This window comes from Tardiphaga sp., from assembly GCF_028290785.1.
Lineage (GTDB): Bacteria > Pseudomonadota > Alphaproteobacteria > Rhizobiales > Xanthobacteraceae > Tardiphaga.
This window is the reverse complement of record NZ_JAQGJD010000163.1, coordinates 1-19,048: the sequence shown is the minus strand read 5'-3', so window position 1 is coordinate 19,048 and position 19,048 is coordinate 1. Positions and strand designations below refer to the sequence as shown.

Genomic DNA, 19,048 nt, shown 5'->3' with positions numbered 1-19,048 from the left:
TGGACCCGCTCCGGCGTCGCCGGATGCGACGACAGAAAGTCCTGCGCACGCGGATCGAGCGGCGTGCGCCCGGCCTTCATCGCCGCATTGCGCTCCATCGAGGCCAGGAAGCGCGACGCGCCGAAAGGATCGAAATGGGCGCGGGCGGAGATGCCGACGCCGATGCCGTCGGCCTCGAATTCCTGCGCGCGCGAGAAACTCGCCATGGTCAGCTTGGATTTCGCCAGCGCCAGCGCCGTCATGTCGGCGTCGCTGCCCATATCCGTGACCACGCGGGTGACCACGGCGGCCTGCCGGGCCTGCTCCTCGCGGATCGAGGCATGCTTGGCCAGCACATGCGCCATTTCGTGCGACAGCACCGAGGACAGTTCGGAGGTGTCGGAAGCCAGCGCGATCAGGCCGCGGGTGACATAGAGCTGGCCGGTCGGCAGCGCGAAGGCGTTGACCGCGCCGGAATTCAGGATCGTCACCTTGTAGGCAAGGTCGGGCCGCTCGGAGGCGGCCACGAGCCGCTCCACGGTCTTGGTGATCAGCGCTTCCAGCCGCGGGTCGTCGTAGGAGCCGCCATAGGAGGCCAGAATCCGCTCGTGTTCCTTTTCGCCGGCCGGCGTCTGCACCACCGCCGGTTTCGCCGGCGGCTTTGCCGGGCTGGAGGGCTTGAGCGAGGCGGTTTCGAACCGGCTGGCATCGCCGCAGGCGGACAGGGCGAACGCCACGCACAGCAAAACCGGCGCAGCCCAAAGGCGGCGGCTCAAGCTGTTTTGCCGTCCTGCACGTGTCACGTCGTCACTCTCTGCCCGGTGGTCCGTTGTCCCCGACCACCTCAATCTGCCCCACCCGGAGCACCTCGATGCGCGGCCCGCCGCGCCGCTCGATCCAGCCTCGAACCCGAATTCGTCGCCTTTCGAATGACTTAGGCGCGATGCCGGCGGTCTCGAACGACCCCATCATGCGCCTTGAAATAGTCACAGCAAAGTCCTGTGTCCAGTTTCGGCCGAAATTGATGTAGGTGGTGGCGCCGGCCTGCCGGACTGACAGAACCTTTCCCTCCACCACCACGAAGCGCCCGATCTCCGCCAAAATATCGCCCGGACTTTCCGCGTTTTTTATGACGGTGGCGTTGTTCCAGGCGCCGCGTCTGGCCCGGCGCGCCTCGGCTTCGGCGGCGGCCAGTTCTGCCGCGCACGCCTTGTCGCCGACGGTCGCCGACACCAGCGCCGCGCCCTGCGACACGAGCTGGCCTTGCACCGACACAGCCGAGGGATCGACGAACACGAAGGCCGGTTGCCGGCCGTAGCGGTCGGGCATGTCGCTCTCGCTATGCAGCGTGACATCGCGCCCGGCAATCAGCGCCGCGAGGGCGGACGCGCCGTCGGTTTTCGAGGCCGCCCCGATCGGCTCGATGCCGGCAAGACGCACCTCGCGACCGTCGGTCAGGCGAAATGTCCGGAGATCGATGACGTCTTTGACGCGGCCCTCGCCCTGCGATTCCAACCGGCAGCCGGCGGCCGACACTGCGGAAATCGAAACGGCGATACCAACAACAGCGAGCAGCGGACTCGCCGCGCGCCGGATACCGCCTGCTACCATTGCTGCACTCATCGGGGCTGCCCTGCACCGCTTCGCCAACCGCACGTTGATGATAGCAATAAGGCATTCCGCTTTGCGGGAAAAACATCCGCATCCGTGGCTTTTCCTCGCACGCGCGCGGCTTGCCGCTGCGTTGCGGTTGCGGCATGATCGCGTCAACAATAACGAACGCCGCGCACCGCCGCGGACAGTTCACAGGGAGGATGTTCGTGAAGAGACTCGTTTCAGGCCTGCTCGCATCGGTGATGGCGATTTCGGCGACGGCGGCGATGGCGCAGACCAAGCCGTTGAAGCTCGGCGCGATCCTCGATATGTCCGGCCTCTATGCCGATATCACTGGCCCTGGCTCTGAGACCGCGGCGAAGATGGCGGCGGAAGATTTCGGCGGCGAGGTGCTCGGCCGCAAGATCGAGATCATCGCGGCTGACCATCTCAACAAGGCCGACCTCTCCGCCAGCATCGCCCGCGACATGCTCGACAACCAGGGGGTCGAGGCGATCATCGACGTCGCCGCCTCCGCCACCGCGCTGGCCGCCAGCGAAATCGCCCGCGCCCGCAACAAGATCATCATCTTCAACGGCCCAGGCTCTATCCGCCTGAGCAACGAAGCCTGCGGTCCCTATACCGTGCACTACGTGTTCGACACGTTCGCGCAGGCCAATGTCACCGGCCTCGCGACTGTGAAGGCCGGCCTCGATAGCTGGTTCTTCCTCACCGCCGACTATGCGTTCGGCCAGGATCTCGAGCGCGACACCACCGCGGTGATCCAGAAATCCGGCGGCAAGGTGCTTGGCGGCGTCAAGCATCCGCTCAACACCTCGGACTTCTCCTCGTTCCTGCTGCAGGCGCAGTCGTCGAAGGCCAAGGTTGTGGGCCTCGCCAATGCCGGCGGCGATACCATCAACGCCGTCAAGCAGGCCGCGGAATTCGGCCTCACCCGCAGCGGCGGCCAGAAGCTGTCGCCGTTGCTGGCCTTCATCTCCGACATCGACAGCGTCGGGCTCGAGACCGCGCAAGGCCTGATCCTGGCGGAAGCGTTCTACTGGGATCTCAATGACGAGACCCGCGCCTTCAGCAAGCGCTTCCAGGAGCGCACCAAGCGCGTGCCGACCTCGGCGCAGGCCGGCGTCTATTCGTCGGTCGGTCATTACCTGAAGGCGGTCAAGGCCGCCGGCACCACCGACGCGGCAGCCGTGATGAAGCTGATGAAGGATACGCCGATTAACGACATGTTCGCCAAGAATGGCCGGATCCGCGAAGATGGCCGCATGGTCCACGACATGTACCTGTTCGAAGTCAAGAAACCGTTGGAATCGAAAGGTCGCTGGGACGACTACAAGCTGCTCGCCACCGTACCCGGCGAGCAGGCGTTCCAGCCGCTGGAGGCCTCGCGCTGTCCGCTGGTGAAGAAGTAGCGTGTAACCCAACGACCCCTCCCCGTCATTGCGAGGAGCCTTTGCGACGAAGCAATCCAGTCTTCCTGCGTTTGTGGCTTTCTGGATTGCCGCGTCGCTTCGCTAAGGGGAAAGCCAATTGGCTTTCCCTGACCTCGCAATGACGGGGAGAGTGTTGCGAACAAATCGCCGAGAACGACAAGACCAACAATATCAAACAGAGACTTCTTCATGAACGATATCGTCCTCCAGTCCCTCGACCGCGGCCTGCTCACCATCACCATGAACCGGCCGGACCGGCGCAACGCGCTGAATGTGGAGATGACGCAGGGGCTGGTCGCGGCGGCACGGCGCGCTGCCGAGGATCACGAGGTGCGCGCGGTGCTGCTGAAGGGTGCCGGCGGCACGTTTTGCGTCGGCGGCGACGTGAAATCGATGGCGGCCGGCCATGCGCCGCTGCCGTTCGAGGCCAAGCGCGCCAACCTCCGCCGCGGCATGGAGGTGTCGCGCTTGCTGCACCAGATGCCAAAGCCGGTGGTAGCGCAGCTCGACGGCGCGGCTGCTGGTGCGGGCCTCTCGATCGCACTGTCCTGCGATCTGCGTGTCGCCAGCGCCTCGGTCAAGATCACCACGGCTTTCGCCAAGGTCGGCTTCTCCGGCGACTACGGCGGCACCTATTTTCTCACCCAGATGCTGGGCAGCGCTAAGGCGCGGGAGCTCTATCTGCTATCCCCGGTGCTCACGGCGCAGGAGGCCCTTGCGCTCGGCATGGTGTCGAAGGTGGTCGACGACGGCGAGGTCGAGACGGCGGCGCACGAACTCGCAATGTCACTGGCGCAGGGCCCGTCCGTCACGCTCGGCTATATCAAGACGAACATCAACAATGCCGAGACGATGTCGCTGGAGGCCTGCTTCGACGCAGAGGCGATCCATCACACGCGCTGCAGCGACACCGACGATCACAAGGAGGCCGCAAAGGCTTTCATCGAGAAACGCAAGCCGGCTTTCCAGGGGCACTGAGATGGGTGAGATGCGGCTCCGCCAAATCTGTCTGGTAGCGCCGCATCTGGAGCCGCTGGTCGGCGACGTCCAGGTCATCCTGGGACTCGAGGTCTGCTACCGCGATCCCCACGTCGCCAAATACGGCCTCGAGAACGCGCTGCTGCCGGTCGATTCTACGTTGCTCGAAGTGATCGCCCCGACCCAGCCGGGCACCGCGGCCGGGCGCTTTCTCGACAAGAGCCACGGCCACGGCGGCTACATGGCGATCTTCAGTTGCGACGATCCCGACGAGCGCGGCCGCAACGCCGAATCCATCGGCGTGCGCATTGCCAACGTCATAGACCATCCGCCCTATCACGGCGTGCAACTGCACCCGCGCGATTGCCGCGCCGCCTTCATCGAATTCAACCATACCGACGGCAGCGACGATATTCTGGGACCATACCCGCCCGCGGGGCCGGACTGGCAGCAATCGATCCGGAAGGACACGACGCTGGCGCTGATCGCCGTGGAGATGCAGAGCGCCGATCCCGATGGCCTCGCACAGCACTGGAGCCGCATCATCGGCATTCCCGTCGGCCGGGGCGAGCATGACCATCCCGAGATCGCGCTGGTCAATTGCACGTTTCATTTCGTCAAAGGCGCCGGCGACGCCATGAGCGGCCTGACGTTTCGCGTCCATGACGTCGCGCAGGTGCGCGACGCCGCGCGCTCGCGCGGCTGCCCGTGCGGCGGCGACTCGTTCCTGCTCGGCGGCGTGACGTTCCACATCGTCGCCTGAGCTGACGTCAGTAACAATAATAAGAACAAGGACGTCGTCGAATGGCCGTCGCTTCGCATCCGCTCGATTCCTTCTTCGCACCTGCCAGCATCGCCATCATCGGCGCCTCGCGCGATACGCAGAAAATCCCCGGCCTGTTGCTGGCGTTCCTGCGCAAGAACGCCTTTCCCGGCGCGATCTACCCGGTCAATCCCAACTATCCCGATATTGATGGCCTGGCCTGCTATCCGACCGTCACTGCGATCGGCCAGCCGATCGACCTCGCCATCGTCATCATTCCCGCCCCCGCCGTGCTCGGCGCACTCAAGGAATGCGCCGCCGTCGGCGTCAAGAACGCGATCGTCATTTCCTCCGGCTTCGCGGAGGAGGGCGGCAACAGCACGGCCATGCAGGACGCTATCGCCGCGCTGGCGAAATCGACTGGCATGCGGATCTCCGGCCCGAATGCTGAAGGATATTTTAACGAGCTGAAGCGCGTCGCCGCCACGTTTAGTCCGACGGTGGATGTGAAGCCCGAGCAGCCGCGCCTGCTGGCCACCACCAGGCGGATCGGCATCGTCGCGCAGTCCGGCGGTATCGGTTTTGCCATCTACAACCGCGCCAGGGCGCTCGGCATCGCGCTGAGCACGGTGATTTCCACCGGCAATGAATCCGATCTCGGCGCCGGCGAATTGCTCGATTACCTAGTGCAGGATCTCGCCACCAACGTGATCCTGCTGTTCATCGAGGGCATTCGCGATACCGACAAATTCCTCGCCGCGGCGCGCCGTGCGGCTGAATCCGGCAAGCCCGTCATCGTGACAAAGGTCGGCCGCTCCGGCGCCGGCGAGCGGGGCGCGGCGTCGCACACCGCCAGCATGGCCGGCTGGACCGCGGCCTATGACGCGGTGTTTGCCAAATATGGTTTCGTCGTTTCCAACGACCTCGACGAGGCCGTCACCATCGCCGCGGTGCTGACCACCACCCCCTTGCCGAAGGGCAACCGCATCGCCGTGGTGACCGTGTCCGGTGGTGCGGGCATCTGGGCGGCGGATGCGCTATCGGCGCAGGGCCTGAGCGTGCCGGAATTGTCGGAGGGCGTGCAGTCAACGATCCGCGGGCTGATCCCGTCCTATGGATCGCCGCGCAACCCGGTCGATATCACCGCGCAGGCGGTGCATAGCGGCGGCCTGCAGAAGACCATCGAGCTGCTGGATCGCTCCGACGAGGTCGATGCCATCCTGGTGGTGATCTCGCTGTCGAGCGAGACCCGAATGCCGTTCAAGATGCCGGAGCTGAAGCCTGTCATCGATGCGCAGCGCAAGCCGATCGTGTTCTGGTCCTACACGCTGCCGTCGAATTTCGCGCGCACCGGCCTGGCGCAATCCGGCGTGGTGGTGTTGTCCGGGCTGGCCCATGTGGCGGTAGCGTTGCGCCAACTGACGCAATACGCGAAATTCAACTTGCCTGCAGCGACGAAGCTGGTTGCTACCACGCTGACCGACCTGTCCGCATATCTGGAACCCGCGACGTTGTCCGAGCGCGACAGCAAGTCGCTGCTGCGCGCGGCGGGCGTCAGCCTGCCTGATGAGACACTGGTCACCGACAAAGCCGGCCTGGATGGTGCAATCGATGCATCGGTCTTCCCGCTGGTGATGAAAATTCAGTCGCGCGACATTCCGCACAAGAGCGAGGTTGGCGGCGTGCGGGTCAACATCGCGACGAAAGACCAGGCCGCTGCCGCCTACGACGCGCTGCTCGCCAGCGCGCGAACGCATCGGCCGGATGCGGTCATCCAGGGTGTGCTGGTGGGCCCGATGGCGAAGCGGGGCGTCGAGATTATCGTCGGTACGCTGCAGGATGCCACCTTCGGGCCGATGGTGATGGTCGGTCTCGGCGGCATCACCACGGAGCTGTTCAAGGATGTGATCTATCGCCCCGCGCCGGTCAGCGCGGAGGAGGCGGCCATGATGCTCGGCGAGCTGAAGGCCGCGCCGCTCCTGAATGGATTCCGCGGCGCCGCCCCGGCCGATGGGCCGGCGCTGGCGGCACTGATCGCGCAGGTGTCGCAACTGGCGGCGCAGTTCACGAAAGAGATCGCTGAGATCGAACTCAACCCGGTGCTGGTGCATCCGGCCGGCGAGGGCGTCACCATCGTCGATGCGCTGGTGGTGCGGAAGGGCTCATAGGTCGTGTGTCGTCCCCGCCTTCGCGGGGACGACGACGCAACTATCGTCCCTTGAAATTCGCGACCCGTCGTTCTTCTGTCGCCTTGACGCCTTCCTTGAAATCTTCCGTCGCCCGCAATCTCGTCTGTTCGGCGAGTTCATGCGCGGTGGCCTTCGCCACGCGGTCGGCGAGGTTGCCTTTCATGGTCGCGCGGGTCGATAGCAGGCCGAGCGGCGAGCATTCCGCGATCTCTTCCGCCAGCTTGATGGCGGCATCGCGAACCTGGTCCTGCGGCACCAGGATATTGGCGAGGCCCATCTTCAGCGCCTCTTCGCCGCCGACGCGGCGGCTGGTGTAGAACATCAGCTCGGCGTTGTTCTTGCCGACCACCTCCGGCAGCGACACCGTCAGGCCGAAGCCGGGGTGGAAACCGAGCTTGGTGAAATTGGCGGCGAAGCGCGTTTCCGGACAGGCGACGCGGAAATCGGCAGATACCGCAAGGCCAAGCCCGCCGCCGATCGCGGCGCCCTGCACCGCCGCGACGATCGGCTTCTTGGCGCGAAAAATGCGCACCGCTTCCATGTAGAGATGACCGATCGAGCCGAGGTTGTCGGCGGGATCGCCGCTCTTCGCCGCGGCCTCGGTCTCCTTGCGGTTGGGATCGCTGAAATCCGCACCGGCGCAGAACGCCTTGCCCTGCGCGCACAGCACCGTGGCGCGGATTTCAGGATCGGCGTCGATTTCGTCGAGCGCATTGGCGATCTGCTGGATCAGCAGGATGTCGAAGAAATTGAACGGCGGCTTTCGAATCTCGATGATCGCGATGTGGCCGCGGGTCTCGACGGCAATGTCTTTATAGGTGGTCATGTGTTTCCTCGTTTCTGGTGGTCATTCCGGGGCGCACACGGCGCGAGCCGGGTGCGAACCCGGAATCCCGAACTGTTTTTGAACATCTCCAGATTCCGGGTTCGCTCGCGGCTGTCGCCGCTCCCGTCCCGGAATGACTGGTTACCGCAGCCCCAGCCCGCGGGCGATGATGCCGCGCAGTACTTCGGTGGTGCCGCCCTGGATCGTCAGTTTCGGCGCGGTCTTGATCGCAAAGGACAGCATCTCGTCGAGCGTGGCGTGGTTGCTGGCGTCGGCATCGACGAAGGCGGCGAGCTCACGCACGCGGTGCGGCAATTGCTGCTCCCAGAGGGTGCCGATGTCCTTGACGATGGAGGCTTCCACGACGGGCTCGCGGCCGGCCTGCAGCATGCCGGCCACTGACACCGACATTCGCCGCATGGTGTGCAGTTGCGCCACCAGCCGGCCGATGCCTTCGGCGCTGCGGGTGTCCGGATGGTTGCCGACGGCGCGGACCAGTTCGGTTAGCACGTAATAGGTCTCGAGAAAACGCTCCGGGCCGGAGCGCTCATAGGCGAGTTCGCTGGTGGCCTGCTTCCAGGCGCCGTCGAGTTCGCCCAGCATATGGTCGTCGGGCACAAAGTGATCGGTGAACACCACCTCGTTGAATTCATACTGCCCGGTGATCTGCGCGATCGGATTCACCGCGATGCCCGGCTGCTTCATGTTGACGAGAAACTGCGTCAGGCCATGCCGGCGATTTTCCTTGGTGGAGGGCGAGGTGCGGAAGATCGCGATCATGTAGTCGGCGATATGCGCCGAGGTCGTCCAGATCTTGCTGCCGTTGATCAGCCAGCCGCCGTTGGTCTTGGTGGCCTTGGTCTTGGCGGCGAACAGGTCGGAGCCGGAATTCGGTTCGCTCATGCCGATCGAGAAGCACACCTCGCCGCGGCAGATCCGCGGCAGGATATCCATCTTGATGTGCTCGGGCGCGTATTTCAGCAGCACGGGACCGCTCTGGCGGTCGGCGACGAAGAATCGCCGGGTCGGTGCATTGGCAATGCGCATTTCCTCGGTGACGACGTAGCGCTCCAGGAAGCTGCGCTCGTGGCCGCCATATTGCTTTGGCCAGGTCATGCCGAGCCAGCCGCGCTCGCCGACGCGGCGGGAAAATTCGGGCGCGTCGGAGTCTTCGCGCTGCGGCTTGTGCGGATCGAAGGTGCCGGCGGCGATTTCCTCGGCGAGGAAGGCGCGTACCTCCCGGCGCAGCACCTCGCATTCCGGGGGCAGGCGGATCGGATCGAAACGAAGGGCTGCGGTCATGAGGAGTCTCGCTTCTTCAGCAGTCTTGATCGGTGTTGTTCAGCGCGAAGCGACCAGCGGCCACAGCTCATCGGCGCCGCGCGCGGCCACCAGCCGGCCGAGCTCCACCGCCCAATGGCTCTCGCTGCCGAAATCGTCGCGCCACGCCAGCGCGCGCAGCGTATAGCGATGCAGCACGTGTTCCCGAGTGAAGCCGATCGCGCCGTGCACCTGATGCGCGATGGCGGCGCCCTTTTCGGCGGCCTCGCTGCAGCGGATCTTGGCGGAAGCGACTTCAAGGAAGATCGCGTCGTCGTCGGAGGCGCTGCCCGACAGCGCATCGGCGGCGGAGCTCGCGGCGGCGAGCGCGGCCGAGGTTTCGCCGGCGAGTTTGGCCAGGTTGTGCTGCACCGCCTGGAATTTCGAGATCTTCTTCTCGAAGGCGACGCGCTCGCCGGAATACTGCACGCTGATTCCCAGCATGGTTTCCAGCGCGCCCGCGATCTGCAGGCTGCGCACCAGCGCGCCCATCAGCATCAGCCCGTTCTGGTCGAAGCCGGACGGCGCCGGGTGGCTCGCGAGCGGCTTCACATGATCGAAAGTCACGGTGTCGGAGGGATCGTCAGCCAGATTGAGCCCGGCCTCGATCCGGCAGGCATTGGCCTCGATCAGCGCGATCGAAACGCCGCCGATGCCGCTGGCAACCACCGCGATATGCTTCGCCTCGGTGGCGAACGGTACGCCGCGGGCACGGCCGCTCACGGTGCCGTCGGCATTCAACGTCAGGCGGTCCTTCGGGCTTGCCGGGGCCACGGTTATCATGCCTTCCGGCGAGGCGATTTTCGCCTGTGCGAGCAACCAGCCGGCCAGCATGGTCTCGGCCAGCGGCACGGCAACCGCGCTACGGCCGGCGGCGCTTAATACCGCAAAACCTTCTGCCAGGCTGACGCCGGATCCGTCGCAATCTTCCGGCACCCAGGACAGCGGCAGGCCGTTGTCGGCCAGTGCCTGCCACAGCGGCGCCTTCCAGGCGCCGTCCTTGCTTTTCGCAATCATCTGACTGTCGGCGAGATCGGCGAAGATGCGCTCCGCGGTCTCGGCAACAATATTGTCGGTGTCGGTCACGATGTTTCCCCGCTTGCAAGCGCCCTTCTCATGGGGCGGGAATACCGCGCATGGGGTGCTGCCGTTTGTTGCGGATCAACATGCGGAAAAGCGGCGGGGATGACAAGCGCACCTGCCCGCAGGGCGGCCTGCGGTGACGACATGCGGGCGCCGAGGCGTTATTCCGCGAAACGAACTTGCGCTGTGTTGTATACCAGTCCGCTGCCGCCGTGCTAGATCGCGACAAGGCTGGAAAACACATCAGGGGAAATGCAGATGTCGAAGGATGGTTTGTGCGTGGTGATTACCGGGTCGGCGTCCGGTCTGGGGGCGGCGACCGCCGCCATTCTCGCCAAGGGCGGCGCCCGCATCGTGATCAACTATGCATCGAGTGCGAAGGAAGCCGACGCCACCGCCGAATTGTGCCGCAGCCTTGGCGCGGCCGAAGTGGTCGTGGTGCAGGGCGATGTCTCGAAGGACGAGGACTGCAAGAAGATCGTCGCGGCGGCCGAGGCCTGGGGCAGGATCGATGCGCTGATCAACAACGCCGGCATGACCAAGCATGTGCCGCACGGCGATCTCGATGGATTGTCTGCGGAGGATTTTCAGAAGATCTACGCCGTCAATACGATCGGGCCGTACCAGATGGTGCGCGCCGCGCGCACGCTGCTGGAAGCCGGCGCCAAGGCGTCGGGCCGCGCTTCTGCCGTGGTCAACGTCTCGTCGATGGCGGGCCTCACCGGCGCCGGATCGTCGGTAGCCTATGCCGCCAGCAAGGGCGCGCTGAATTCGATCACGCTCTCGCTGGCGCGCGCGCTGGCGCCGCTGATCCGCGTCAATACCGTATGTCCGGGCTATATCGATACGCCGTGGTTCACCAAGGGCCGCGGCGCGGAAGCGGCGGCGAAGGTGCGCGACGCCGTGATTGCCAAGGTGCCGCTGAAGCTCGCGTCCACCGCGGAGGATGTCGCAGGCCTGATCTGCTTCCTGGCCACGCCGCCATCGAGCAACATGACCGGCGAACTGGTCCGCATGGATGCAGGCATGCATCTGGGCTGATTTGAATAGTCATCTCTCCCCGCGAAGGCGGGGAGAGATTAGCAAGTGCTTAGTAGCGCTGACCCGGATCGGAAATCACGCGACGCGCCACCAGCCTGTTCCAGATAAACAGGACGATCAGGGCGCCAAGGGTGGCGGTGATGAAGCCGGCACCCTGGTTCGGTCCGTAGTGACCGATCTGCTGGCCGATGAAAGTTGCGAGAAACGCACCGGCGATGCCCAGCACGGTGGTCAGGATGAACCCGCTGGGATTGTTGGGGCCCGGCGACAGCATCCGGGCGATGATTCCGGCGACGAAGCCGATGACGAGTATCCAGAGCATGGCAATATCCTTCTTACAAAATGACGCGGACTAAACCCAGCGCGACGCGGCTTCGTCTTCCGTCGGCAAGCGGCCGTGCGGCGTGAACTCATTGACGGCATCGGGCAACTCCTGGCTCAATTCCTGGAGAAGCGTTTCGCGCGACATGCCGGTGCGCGATGTCAACTGCTCGATCTGATCGGCGCCGAGTGCAGCGCCGAGATCGTTCGGTGCGATCTGCTTGTTGGGACCGGGGCCGACCCAGGAGTCCGCCACTTCGCCATGGCCGTTCTGCTGGAATTGTTTGAGCAGGTCGCCGAGACCGCCACTGAGCACGCTGCCGGCCGCTCCGCCAGCTAGCAGGCCGCCGAGCGGACCTTTCAGAAGGCCGCCCAGACCGCCGGCCTGGCCGCCGTTTCCGCCGAAAATGTTGCCGAGCATCCCGCCGAGGCCGCCGCTATCGGGCGCGTTGGCCTGAATCGTATTCGGCGCGGGGGCCTGTTGCGGTTGAAGTTGCGGCTGACCTTGCGGTTGCCCCTGTCCTGGCTGATTGCCGGAAAAATGCTTGTAGCCCTTGTAGGCCAGCAGCGCGAGGATCGCCATGGTCATTGGCGACATCCCTTCGCTCTTGTCGTTGGGATCGCTGGGGCCGCGCGGGCCGTTGGCCATGCCGTTCAGAATGTCGAGCAAACCCATGGTGATCTCCTGTGGTACCAGCCCGGAAGGGAACATAGCGGTGCGGTATGACGCTTACAAGCCGCGCTGGTTCCGCCGATAGCCAGCGGCGCGGCATTTTGCTACTAGCGGTCGGCAGATGAACGGGTGATGAAGTGATCGCAGAACGGCCGATCTGTATCGCGGGCGCCGGCAGCATCGGCTGCTATGTCGGTGGCGCGCTGGTCGCGGCGGGCCGCCGCGTATCGATGCTGGCGCGTCGCCGCGTTATCGATGAGATGCACGGCCATGGCCTCCGGCTGACCAGCTTCGAGGGGCTCGACCGCACGATCGCCGCGGACCGGCTGGCGTTGTCCGACGATCCCGCGATCTTTGCGCAGGTCGGCATCATCCTGGTGACGGTGAAGAGCGCCGACACCGCGGCGGTCGCCGAGTTGATCGCCCGGCATGCCCCAAACGATACCGCTGTCGTCAGCCTGCAAAACGGCGTCGGCAATGTTGCCGTGCTGCGGGAGCGGCTGCCGAACCATCGCGTGCTCGGCGGCATGGTGGCGTTCAACGTCATGGCGATGGGCGATGGCCGCATCCACCGTGCGACATCCGGCGACATCGTTATCGCGCGGGACGCCGCGGGCACCGCTGCGGCGCTGTCGGTCGATCATCTGGCGGTGCGCGCGACCGACAATATCGACGGGGTGCAGTGGGGCAAGCTGCTGGTCAATCTCAACAATGCCCTCAACGCGCTGTCCGGCCTGCCGTTGCGCACCCAACTGGCGCAACACGAATGGCGCAGGCTGTTCGCCGACCAGATGGCCGAGGGCCTCGCGGTGCTGAAGGCGGAGGGGATCCGGCCGGTGTCGCCGACGCCGATCCCGGCTGGCCTGACGCCGCATCTGCTGCGATTGCCAAATGGCCTGTTCAACGCGCTCCTCGGGCGCACCATGAAGATCGATGCCAATGCGCGCTCGTCCATGTGGGAGGACCTGCAGCGCGGCCGCCGCACCGAGGTGGACTATCTGCAGGGCGTGATTGTGCAACTGGCCGCGCAGCACGGTATCGACGCTCCGCTGGCGCGGCGGGTCATGGCGCTCGTCAAGGATGCTGAGGCGGGCGGCGGATCGCCCGGCCTCACGGCAGCGCAGATTCGCGGGTAAGATTCAGCCTCAGCTACTGATGCGGGCGTCGGCGACGGCCTTTTGAAACAGCGTATTCATCGCCTGCGAAATGCCATCCGTCGGGCTGACCTCGAAATAGAAGCCGGGGGAGGCGCAGGCCTGCATGTTGGTGGCGATTTCGCTGTTCGGAGACGGGCCGTAAGGGCCTGTATTAAAAGGGGCGATCCAGCTCGAGTACCAGTTATCGACCGGGGGCAGATAGGTCGTGTACAGGACCGCGATCTTGATGCCGCGGTCCTTGAGCGTCTTGCACAAGGCCGGATTGATCGGTGACTGGCAGCGAGTGGCGCCAGACAGCGGCTTGAGACAGGCCGCGTTGCTTTCATCAGCGACGCCGTCAGACACGAAAAACAGATACTTGAGCGGCGCGGAGGACGTGCCACTCCCCGGCGCGCTGATGGCCTTGTCGATGAGAGGAAAAACGTCCGTAAACGGCGTGTCCTTATCGGCAGTCCACTTGTCGTTCTGGCCCTCGACCGACATCAGGTCGATCGTGCCAGCGGCCGTCTTGGCGCTTGGCAGGCTCGTCGATAGCGAAAACAGGTTCCGCAGTCCGATCGTCTTGGAAGATGCGCCGAAGTCGTAGATCGCCATTCTGAACTGGTTCGGATAGATCGCCGTCGTGCTAGCGGTGTCCATCAACTGCTGGGTCGCGGTTCGCAGCACGTCGATTCGCGTTGAAATGTTCCATTTCTTTGCAATATCGTAGTTGCTGTTCGACGTGGTCGTATCGTGGCATGCGAAAGCGCAGCCACCCGTCTTTGCTTGCATCAGGGTTATGTCGGCCGGCGTTGCGGCTACGCCCATCGAGGGCGAATTGTCCAGCAACAAGTAGAAATCGATATAGGGCGGCATCGAGGCGGTCGAGGTCGATGTGCCCGTGACGGTCAGGGCCTTCCAGCCCATGACCGCCGCGAACGTCGTCGGTACCGATGCCGAGAATTGTACCGTCGAGGTGACTTTGCTGGACGCCTTGGCGACGGTGACCGTGAGACTGTTCAGCGTATAGCCGGCCTTGCCGGCCATGCCGCCGTTGAACAGGTTGGTGGCGTCGGTAACGCCCGCCGGAATCGGCCCGTCCGATGTCATGGTGCCGGCTGCTACATATCCCGGCGACGCCACGGCGATTGAACCCACGCTTGCGGCGTCGACCGCGTTCTGCAGCTGGCTGCGGATTTGCGCGGCCCGGGTGTAGTCGATGGCGCACCCGACGGCCGACAGCATCGGCACCAGCGCCAGCGCAAAAATAGCGGCCACGTTGCCGCCCTGGGCGCGGCGGAAAAGGCTGATCCTGGATGATGAACCAATCGGCACGGCTGAAAACCTATTCTAGTGAAAATAGGTAGGTAGCATCTTCCGCCTAAGATTCCTTAAACGCGACTTATTGGAGTTGCCGGACTCAATAAAGTATGTAGCAAGCATGTGTTTTGGGTAAACGCCACATAAACGGGGGGGCGAGCGACTCACAATCTAGTCAACTAGCAAATGCGGCATGATACGGGCGGTCCCGGGGAAGAAGAACAAAACAAGTGCAATTCAGAACACTGCACTGTGGCATCAGGGGCTATGTCCTTCTGTACTTCTCTAGTATAGATAGCTGTGTGATTTGACGATGGTGGGCGCATTCGTGCGTCGAACCGGACGTTGGATCCTTTCATTTCATCCGCAACAAGTGTGCTGATCGAATTACTCAACTCAAGAATCGGAGCTACAATGGCCAAGGCAGCAAAGAAAAAACTCGTGCGCCGCGAATACACCAAAGAAGACGTGAAGACGCTGAAGGAGCACTCCAAGGCTCAGACGCCGCTGGAGAAAATCTCCAAGGCGATGAAGCGCACCGGCGGTTCGCTGCGCCAGAAGGCCATCAAGCTCGGCATCCCGCTCGGTCATCGCCGCCGTAAGGTGAAGAAGGTCACAAAGGCCGCCAAGGTCACGAAGACCGCCAAAACCGTGAAGAAGGCCAAAAAGGCCAAGAAGTAAGATTCACTTCTGAAATCTGGCGGCCTGGGGCGCAAGTGCTTCAGGCCGCCAGGCTTTCGCCGAAGAAGCGATCGGCGCCGCGACCCCACAAAATCCGGGCGAAACATTCGAAGGACTCTGCGACCGCAACGTGCCGCTGCGCTCGCTTCGTTACGATCGGGCCATGTATGACTTCGCTATGGCGAGGCCGACGACCCCTCGGTGCGCGGCTATCGGCGCGGTGGCGATGTCCGCTACCCCAGCAACCCGCCTCCACCCCCATTCCCTGAGTGACGCACGCGACCCGCCTTCGCCACGCTCCTTGGATCGAATTGATGCCGCATAACCGCCTGAAAGTACTTGCCCTTGCCGCCACGATGGTCGTCACCGTGCTCGGTCCTGCTATGGCCGACGACTATGCCCGCCAGATCAGCACCTTTCGCCGCGCCCATGGCCTGTCGGCCGTGACGCTGGACAGCAAGCTCAACGAGGTCGCGTTGTTTCAGGCGCAGGCGATGTCCACCAGCGGCAAGGTCAGCCACGACGTGGCCGGGCTGTTTCCCGCGCGCATCGCGAAATTGCGCAAATCGAAGGCCGCCGAAAATATCGCCGCCGGCTTTCTGACCTTCCCTGAAACGCTAAAGCAATGGGAGGACAGCGCCGGGCACCGCGAGAACCTGCTGATGCCGGGCGCTAAAAAAGTCGGCGTGGCTTCGGTGGCCAATGCCAAATCGCCCTATCGCATGTTCTGGGCGATGGTGATCACGGATTGAAGCGCTCAGCCGCCCTTGGTCTTTGCCGGGGCACCGAAGAGCGTTTTCTTCAGATCCTTCAGCCCATCCGACAGTCTCGACCAGCCGCAGGCCAAGGGCTCGGCGGCACAGTTCGCGCCCTTCGGGCGGGGCTTCGGCATGGCGACGACAGGCTTCGTCTCTTTGGTTGCCGCGGGCGGTGGTAGCGGCGCCTCGGCCGGTAGCGCGGCCACCTGCTGGCGCTGCTGTTCGGCGAAGGCTGCGACAATGACGGTGCGGCGATGATCGTCGAGATAACGGGTGTATTGCTCGTCGATCATCTTTTGTTCGGCCGCACTCGGATTGGGCCCGGCGATGTCGAAGCTGCGATTCTGCATGAAGTCATAATAAGCGTAGCCACCGCCGGCCTTGCGGCGTCCGGCGAATTTGCTCTCGCAATGCGACAACGCGGCCGACTTGGCATCCTTCGACCCCACGGATTTTTCCGCGCGCTCGGCACAATCTTCAAAGTCGGCAGGAGCCGCAGTCCACCATTGCGCATGCGCGCGCGAAGGCAGCAGCGCGAGGCCGCTAAGCCCGGCGATTGCCAACAGCGCGAATTTGCGTGATCCAGCCACAAGCCCGTCCCGGTAAAGCATCGAAATCAATTCTCGCCATTTTCAGACCTTTTTTCAACCGTGCCAGCTCCACTTTTCCAACAAATCCAACTGCATCCAAGTAAGGCAAAATGCTCACTTATGTTCCGCATCGTTGTTCTTGAACGCGGCTCTCATCGCCCGTTCGTCACTATACTTTGCTTGCCGATTGCGGATTCGAATCCCGGTATCGACCGTGGATCACCAGGGCAAGGACGTTGTCGGGATGTCGGCGGCTTCCAACCTTCGAGCCAAGGCATCGCAGCTCCAGGCCGCGGGCGGATGAGTGGAAAGGCTGGCCGCGGCGTTGGAAAGGCTGGTGGCCGTCACCTCGGCCGGGCTGGCGATCACGGCCGTGCTCTGGTATGGAGTCGCCAAGCCCCGCTTCATCCGCGGGTCTTGCGGTCCCGTAGCTCAGCCGGATAGAGCGACGGTTTCCTAAACCGTAGGTCGCATGTTCGAGTCATGCCGGGATCGCCAACTTCATCTCCGGCACTCATTGAGAATGGTCGGATGCCTCCGGGCGTGGCTTCTGAATCCTCTGTGTGTGTGTGCCCCAACCTTCCTCTTGCGAGTGCCCGACTCGGATATGACATCCGCGAACGGATGTGAGCAGGGCGATCCAAGGTCGTCTTTAAGAGGCGATGCCCGGAATGGATTTTTTGGACCAAAGCGCGGATGACGCGGCGCTCGCGTTGCTGGCTGCGGAAGGCGACGCCGGGACGCTGGGTCGGTGGAAGCTTGAAACCCCTGCCTTTGTCGATCTGCTGGAGAAATCTGAATCGCCGGTATTGGCGCTGCGCCAGTTCGGGGTGATGTGCCGCAGGTCGGGCGATCAGCAGCGTGCTATCGCGGCATTCCTGGCGGCGCTGTCGCTAGCGCCCGATGAAGTCTGGCTTTGGCGCGACCTCGCGGCGGCCTATCAGCAAATGTCCCGGACGGCGCTGGCCGTGGTCTGCGCGCGCAAGGCACTGGCCATGGATGCCACGCATGCCGCGACCTGGCTGCAATACGCCATCCTCGTCGACGGAATGGGGCCTGCCGAACGCGCCGAGCATGCCTTCCTGCGCGCGCTTGCGCTCGATCCCGGTCTGACCGACGCGAGCTTCGGGCTGGGTCTGCTATATCTGAAGACCTTTCGCTTTGAAGAAGCGGCCGTCCGGCTAGGTGATATCGTTACGCGCGGCGATGCCGATGCGATCGTTTATGTCTCCCTGGGCAACGCGCAATATACGGCCGCCAGGTTCGCTGAAAGCGCAGAAGCCTATGCCAGGGCGTCAGAGTACGCGCCGCTCGAAGGCCATAGCCTGCGAAAATTCGCCCGCGCACGAACATTTGCCGCCATCATTGTGGGGAATATAGAACAGGCACTTGCCGATTATCCCGCGCTGGCCGGCGCGGAAATCGAATCGCTGGATCAGATCACCCGGGATGGATTCTCGCTGTTCAGCGCCTATGGCTATCCAGACGCGGCTGTAGCGGTCGGAGAATGGCGGCTGTCGCGGGATCCCGACGATCCCGTCCAGCAGTACCTGAACAATGCCGTCGCGGGGAAGCCGATCGACGAGGTGCCGGCTGCCTATGTCGAGACCTACTTCGATTCGTTCGCCGCCGGCTTCGACGACAAGCTGGTCGGCGTGCTCGGCTATCAGGTGCCGCGAGATCTGGCGGGGCTTGTCGGAGGCCAGCGCTCGACCTTCTCCCATATGCTCGATCTCGGCTGCGGGACGGGTCTCGCCGCCGAATTTTTGGCTCGCCTTGGAGACCGCCTTGTCGGCGTTGATCTCTCGGCCCAGATGTTGGCCCAGGCCGCTAAGCGCGGGACCTATCACGCGCTCACCAAGTGTGAGGCTGTCGATTTTCTTGATTCGCAGCCGGGGGCTTTCGATCTCGTCTTTGCGGCCGATCTGCTGATCTACTTCGGAAGGCTCGACGAGTTGATCGCTGCTGTGGCGCGGGCAACCGTGCAGGGCGGAATTTTCGCGGCGAGTATCGAATCGGCGCGCGAACGCGATTTTGAAGTGTTACCCTCGGGGCGGTTCGCGCAGGCCGAGGCCTATCTGGCAGCGCTGACCGCGCCGCATTTCGAGATTGTAGAACAGAAGCCAACGGTGCTGAGGCTCGAAGCCGGGGTAGCGGTCAAGGGCGTTCTGTTCGTGCTTCGGCGCCGGTAGGCGGACCTCGAGCGATCTCGGTTAGGTAAGTTCCCCGGAGCGGCGTTGACGGCGTTCCTTGCTGCGTCCTAGATGACGCTGCAATGCACCATGCAAGGAACGGCCATGGCCATCGATTTTGATTTCGCGACGCTGAGCGCGGCAGAGCGCT

At 63.8% G+C, this 19,048-nt stretch carries 18 protein-coding genes and 1 tRNA gene; 10 read left to right on the top strand and 9 right to left on the bottom strand.

The annotated features are described in order from the left end of the window. Positions 1-755 (bottom strand): M48 family metalloprotease (locus JWR89_RS09650; protein WP_299714895.1); only part of this gene is annotated, 755 nt, incomplete at its 3' end. A 31-nt stretch (positions 756-786) separates the two neighbouring features. Continuing rightward, positions 787-1,602 (bottom strand): thermonuclease family protein, encoded by an 816-nt coding sequence (locus JWR89_RS09645; RefSeq protein ID WP_299714892.1) that lies wholly within the window; start codon positions 1,600-1,602, stop codon positions 787-789. Positions 1,603-1,799: 197 nt separating this feature from the next. Here JWR89_RS09645 and JWR89_RS09640 point away from each other — a divergent pair, with 197 nt between their 5' ends. From JWR89_RS09640 to JWR89_RS09625, 4 genes are all read left to right on the top strand, one after another. Beyond that, positions 1,800-3,005, top strand: coding sequence for an ABC transporter substrate-binding protein (locus JWR89_RS09640; RefSeq protein ID WP_299714889.1), 1,206 nt, complete (start codon positions 1,800-1,802; stop codon positions 3,003-3,005). A gap of 210 nt (positions 3,006-3,215) precedes the next feature. Beyond that, the gene (locus JWR89_RS09635; protein WP_299714886.1) at positions 3,216-4,004 is read left to right on the top strand and encodes an enoyl-CoA hydratase; all 789 of its coding nucleotides are present in this window, start codon (positions 3,216-3,218) and stop codon (positions 4,002-4,004) included. 1 nt (position 4,005) lies between these two features. Next, positions 4,006-4,767 carry a hypothetical protein gene (locus JWR89_RS09630; RefSeq protein WP_299714883.1) on the top strand — a complete coding sequence of 254 codons (762 nt, stop codon included), beginning with the start codon at positions 4,006-4,008 and terminating at the stop codon, positions 4,765-4,767. Positions 4,768-4,808: 41 nt separating this feature from the next. Further along, positions 4,809-6,935 (top strand): acetate--CoA ligase family protein, encoded by a 2,127-nt coding sequence (locus JWR89_RS09625; RefSeq protein WP_299714881.1) that lies wholly within the window; start codon positions 4,809-4,811, stop codon positions 6,933-6,935. A 40-nt stretch (positions 6,936-6,975) separates the two neighbouring features. Here the strand turns inward: JWR89_RS09625 and JWR89_RS09620 are convergent, their stop codons facing one another. The 3 genes from JWR89_RS09620 to JWR89_RS09610 all read right to left on the bottom strand — a co-directional run bounded on the left by JWR89_RS09620 (position 6,976) and on the right by JWR89_RS09610 (position 10,188). Beyond that, entirely contained in the window at positions 6,976-7,782 is an 807-nt protein-coding gene (locus JWR89_RS09620; RefSeq protein ID WP_299714878.1) for an enoyl-CoA hydratase/isomerase family protein, read from the bottom strand. A gap of 141 nt (positions 7,783-7,923) precedes the next feature. Beyond that, positions 7,924-9,084, bottom strand: a complete 1,161-nt coding sequence (locus JWR89_RS09615; protein WP_299714875.1) for an acyl-CoA dehydrogenase family protein — start codon at positions 9,082-9,084, stop codon at positions 7,924-7,926. Positions 9,085-9,123: 39 nt separating this feature from the next. Continuing rightward, on the bottom strand, positions 9,124-10,188 hold the full coding sequence (locus JWR89_RS09610; protein WP_299714872.1) for an acyl-CoA dehydrogenase family protein: 1,065 nt from the start codon (positions 10,186-10,188) through the stop codon (positions 9,124-9,126). Between the two features lie 255 nt (positions 10,189-10,443). On the opposite strand from JWR89_RS09610, the gene JWR89_RS09605 reads away from it, so the two are divergent. After that, positions 10,444-11,226: an SDR family oxidoreductase gene (locus JWR89_RS09605; protein ID WP_299714869.1), complete on the top strand. Its 783-nt coding sequence runs from the start codon at positions 10,444-10,446 to the stop codon at positions 11,224-11,226. A gap of 49 nt (positions 11,227-11,275) precedes the next feature. Here the strand turns inward: JWR89_RS09605 and JWR89_RS09600 are convergent, their stop codons facing one another. Both JWR89_RS09600 and JWR89_RS09595 read right to left on the bottom strand, forming a co-directional pair. Further along, a complete protein-coding gene (locus JWR89_RS09600; RefSeq protein WP_299714866.1) occupies positions 11,276-11,548 on the bottom strand; it encodes a GlsB/YeaQ/YmgE family stress response membrane protein in 273 nt (90 codons plus the stop codon). A 30-nt stretch (positions 11,549-11,578) separates the two neighbouring features. After that, on the bottom strand, positions 11,579-12,223 hold the full coding sequence (locus JWR89_RS09595; protein WP_299714863.1) for a YidB family protein: 645 nt from the start codon (positions 12,221-12,223) through the stop codon (positions 11,579-11,581). A gap of 134 nt (positions 12,224-12,357) precedes the next feature. On the opposite strand from JWR89_RS09595, the gene JWR89_RS09590 reads away from it, so the two are divergent. After that, on the top strand, positions 12,358-13,356 hold the full coding sequence (locus tag JWR89_RS09590; protein WP_299714860.1) for a 2-dehydropantoate 2-reductase: 999 nt from the start codon (positions 12,358-12,360) through the stop codon (positions 13,354-13,356). Positions 13,357-13,365: 9 nt separating this feature from the next. Here the strand turns inward: JWR89_RS09590 and JWR89_RS09585 are convergent, their stop codons facing one another. Continuing rightward, entirely contained in the window at positions 13,366-14,685 is a 1,320-nt protein-coding gene (locus tag JWR89_RS09585; protein WP_299714897.1) for a TadE/TadG family type IV pilus assembly protein, read from the bottom strand. Positions 14,686-15,090: 405 nt separating this feature from the next. On the opposite strand from JWR89_RS09585, the gene JWR89_RS09580 reads away from it, so the two are divergent. Beyond that, positions 15,091-15,357: a hypothetical protein gene (locus JWR89_RS09580; protein WP_299714857.1), complete on the top strand. Its 267-nt coding sequence runs from the start codon at positions 15,091-15,093 to the stop codon at positions 15,355-15,357. Positions 15,358-15,671: 314 nt separating this feature from the next. Further along, on the top strand, positions 15,672-16,109 hold the full coding sequence (locus JWR89_RS09575) for a CAP domain-containing protein (RefSeq protein WP_299714854.1): 438 nt from the start codon (positions 15,672-15,674) through the stop codon (positions 16,107-16,109). Between the two features lie 5 nt (positions 16,110-16,114). On the opposite strand, the gene JWR89_RS09570 is transcribed toward JWR89_RS09575, so the two are convergent. Then, complete coding sequence (locus tag JWR89_RS09570) at positions 16,115-16,726, bottom strand: hypothetical protein (RefSeq protein WP_299714851.1); 612 nt, start codon at positions 16,724-16,726, stop codon at positions 16,115-16,117. A gap of 400 nt (positions 16,727-17,126) precedes the next feature. On the opposite strand from JWR89_RS09570, the gene JWR89_RS09565 reads away from it, so the two are divergent. Both JWR89_RS09565 and JWR89_RS09560 read left to right on the top strand, forming a co-directional pair. Beyond that, positions 17,127-17,203 (top strand) — tRNA-Arg (locus JWR89_RS09565). Between the two features lie 173 nt (positions 17,204-17,376). After that, positions 17,377-18,897, top strand: coding sequence for a methyltransferase domain-containing protein (locus JWR89_RS09560; RefSeq protein WP_299714849.1), 1,521 nt, complete (start codon positions 17,377-17,379; stop codon positions 18,895-18,897). The last annotated feature ends 151 nt before the right edge of the window (positions 18,898-19,048 follow it).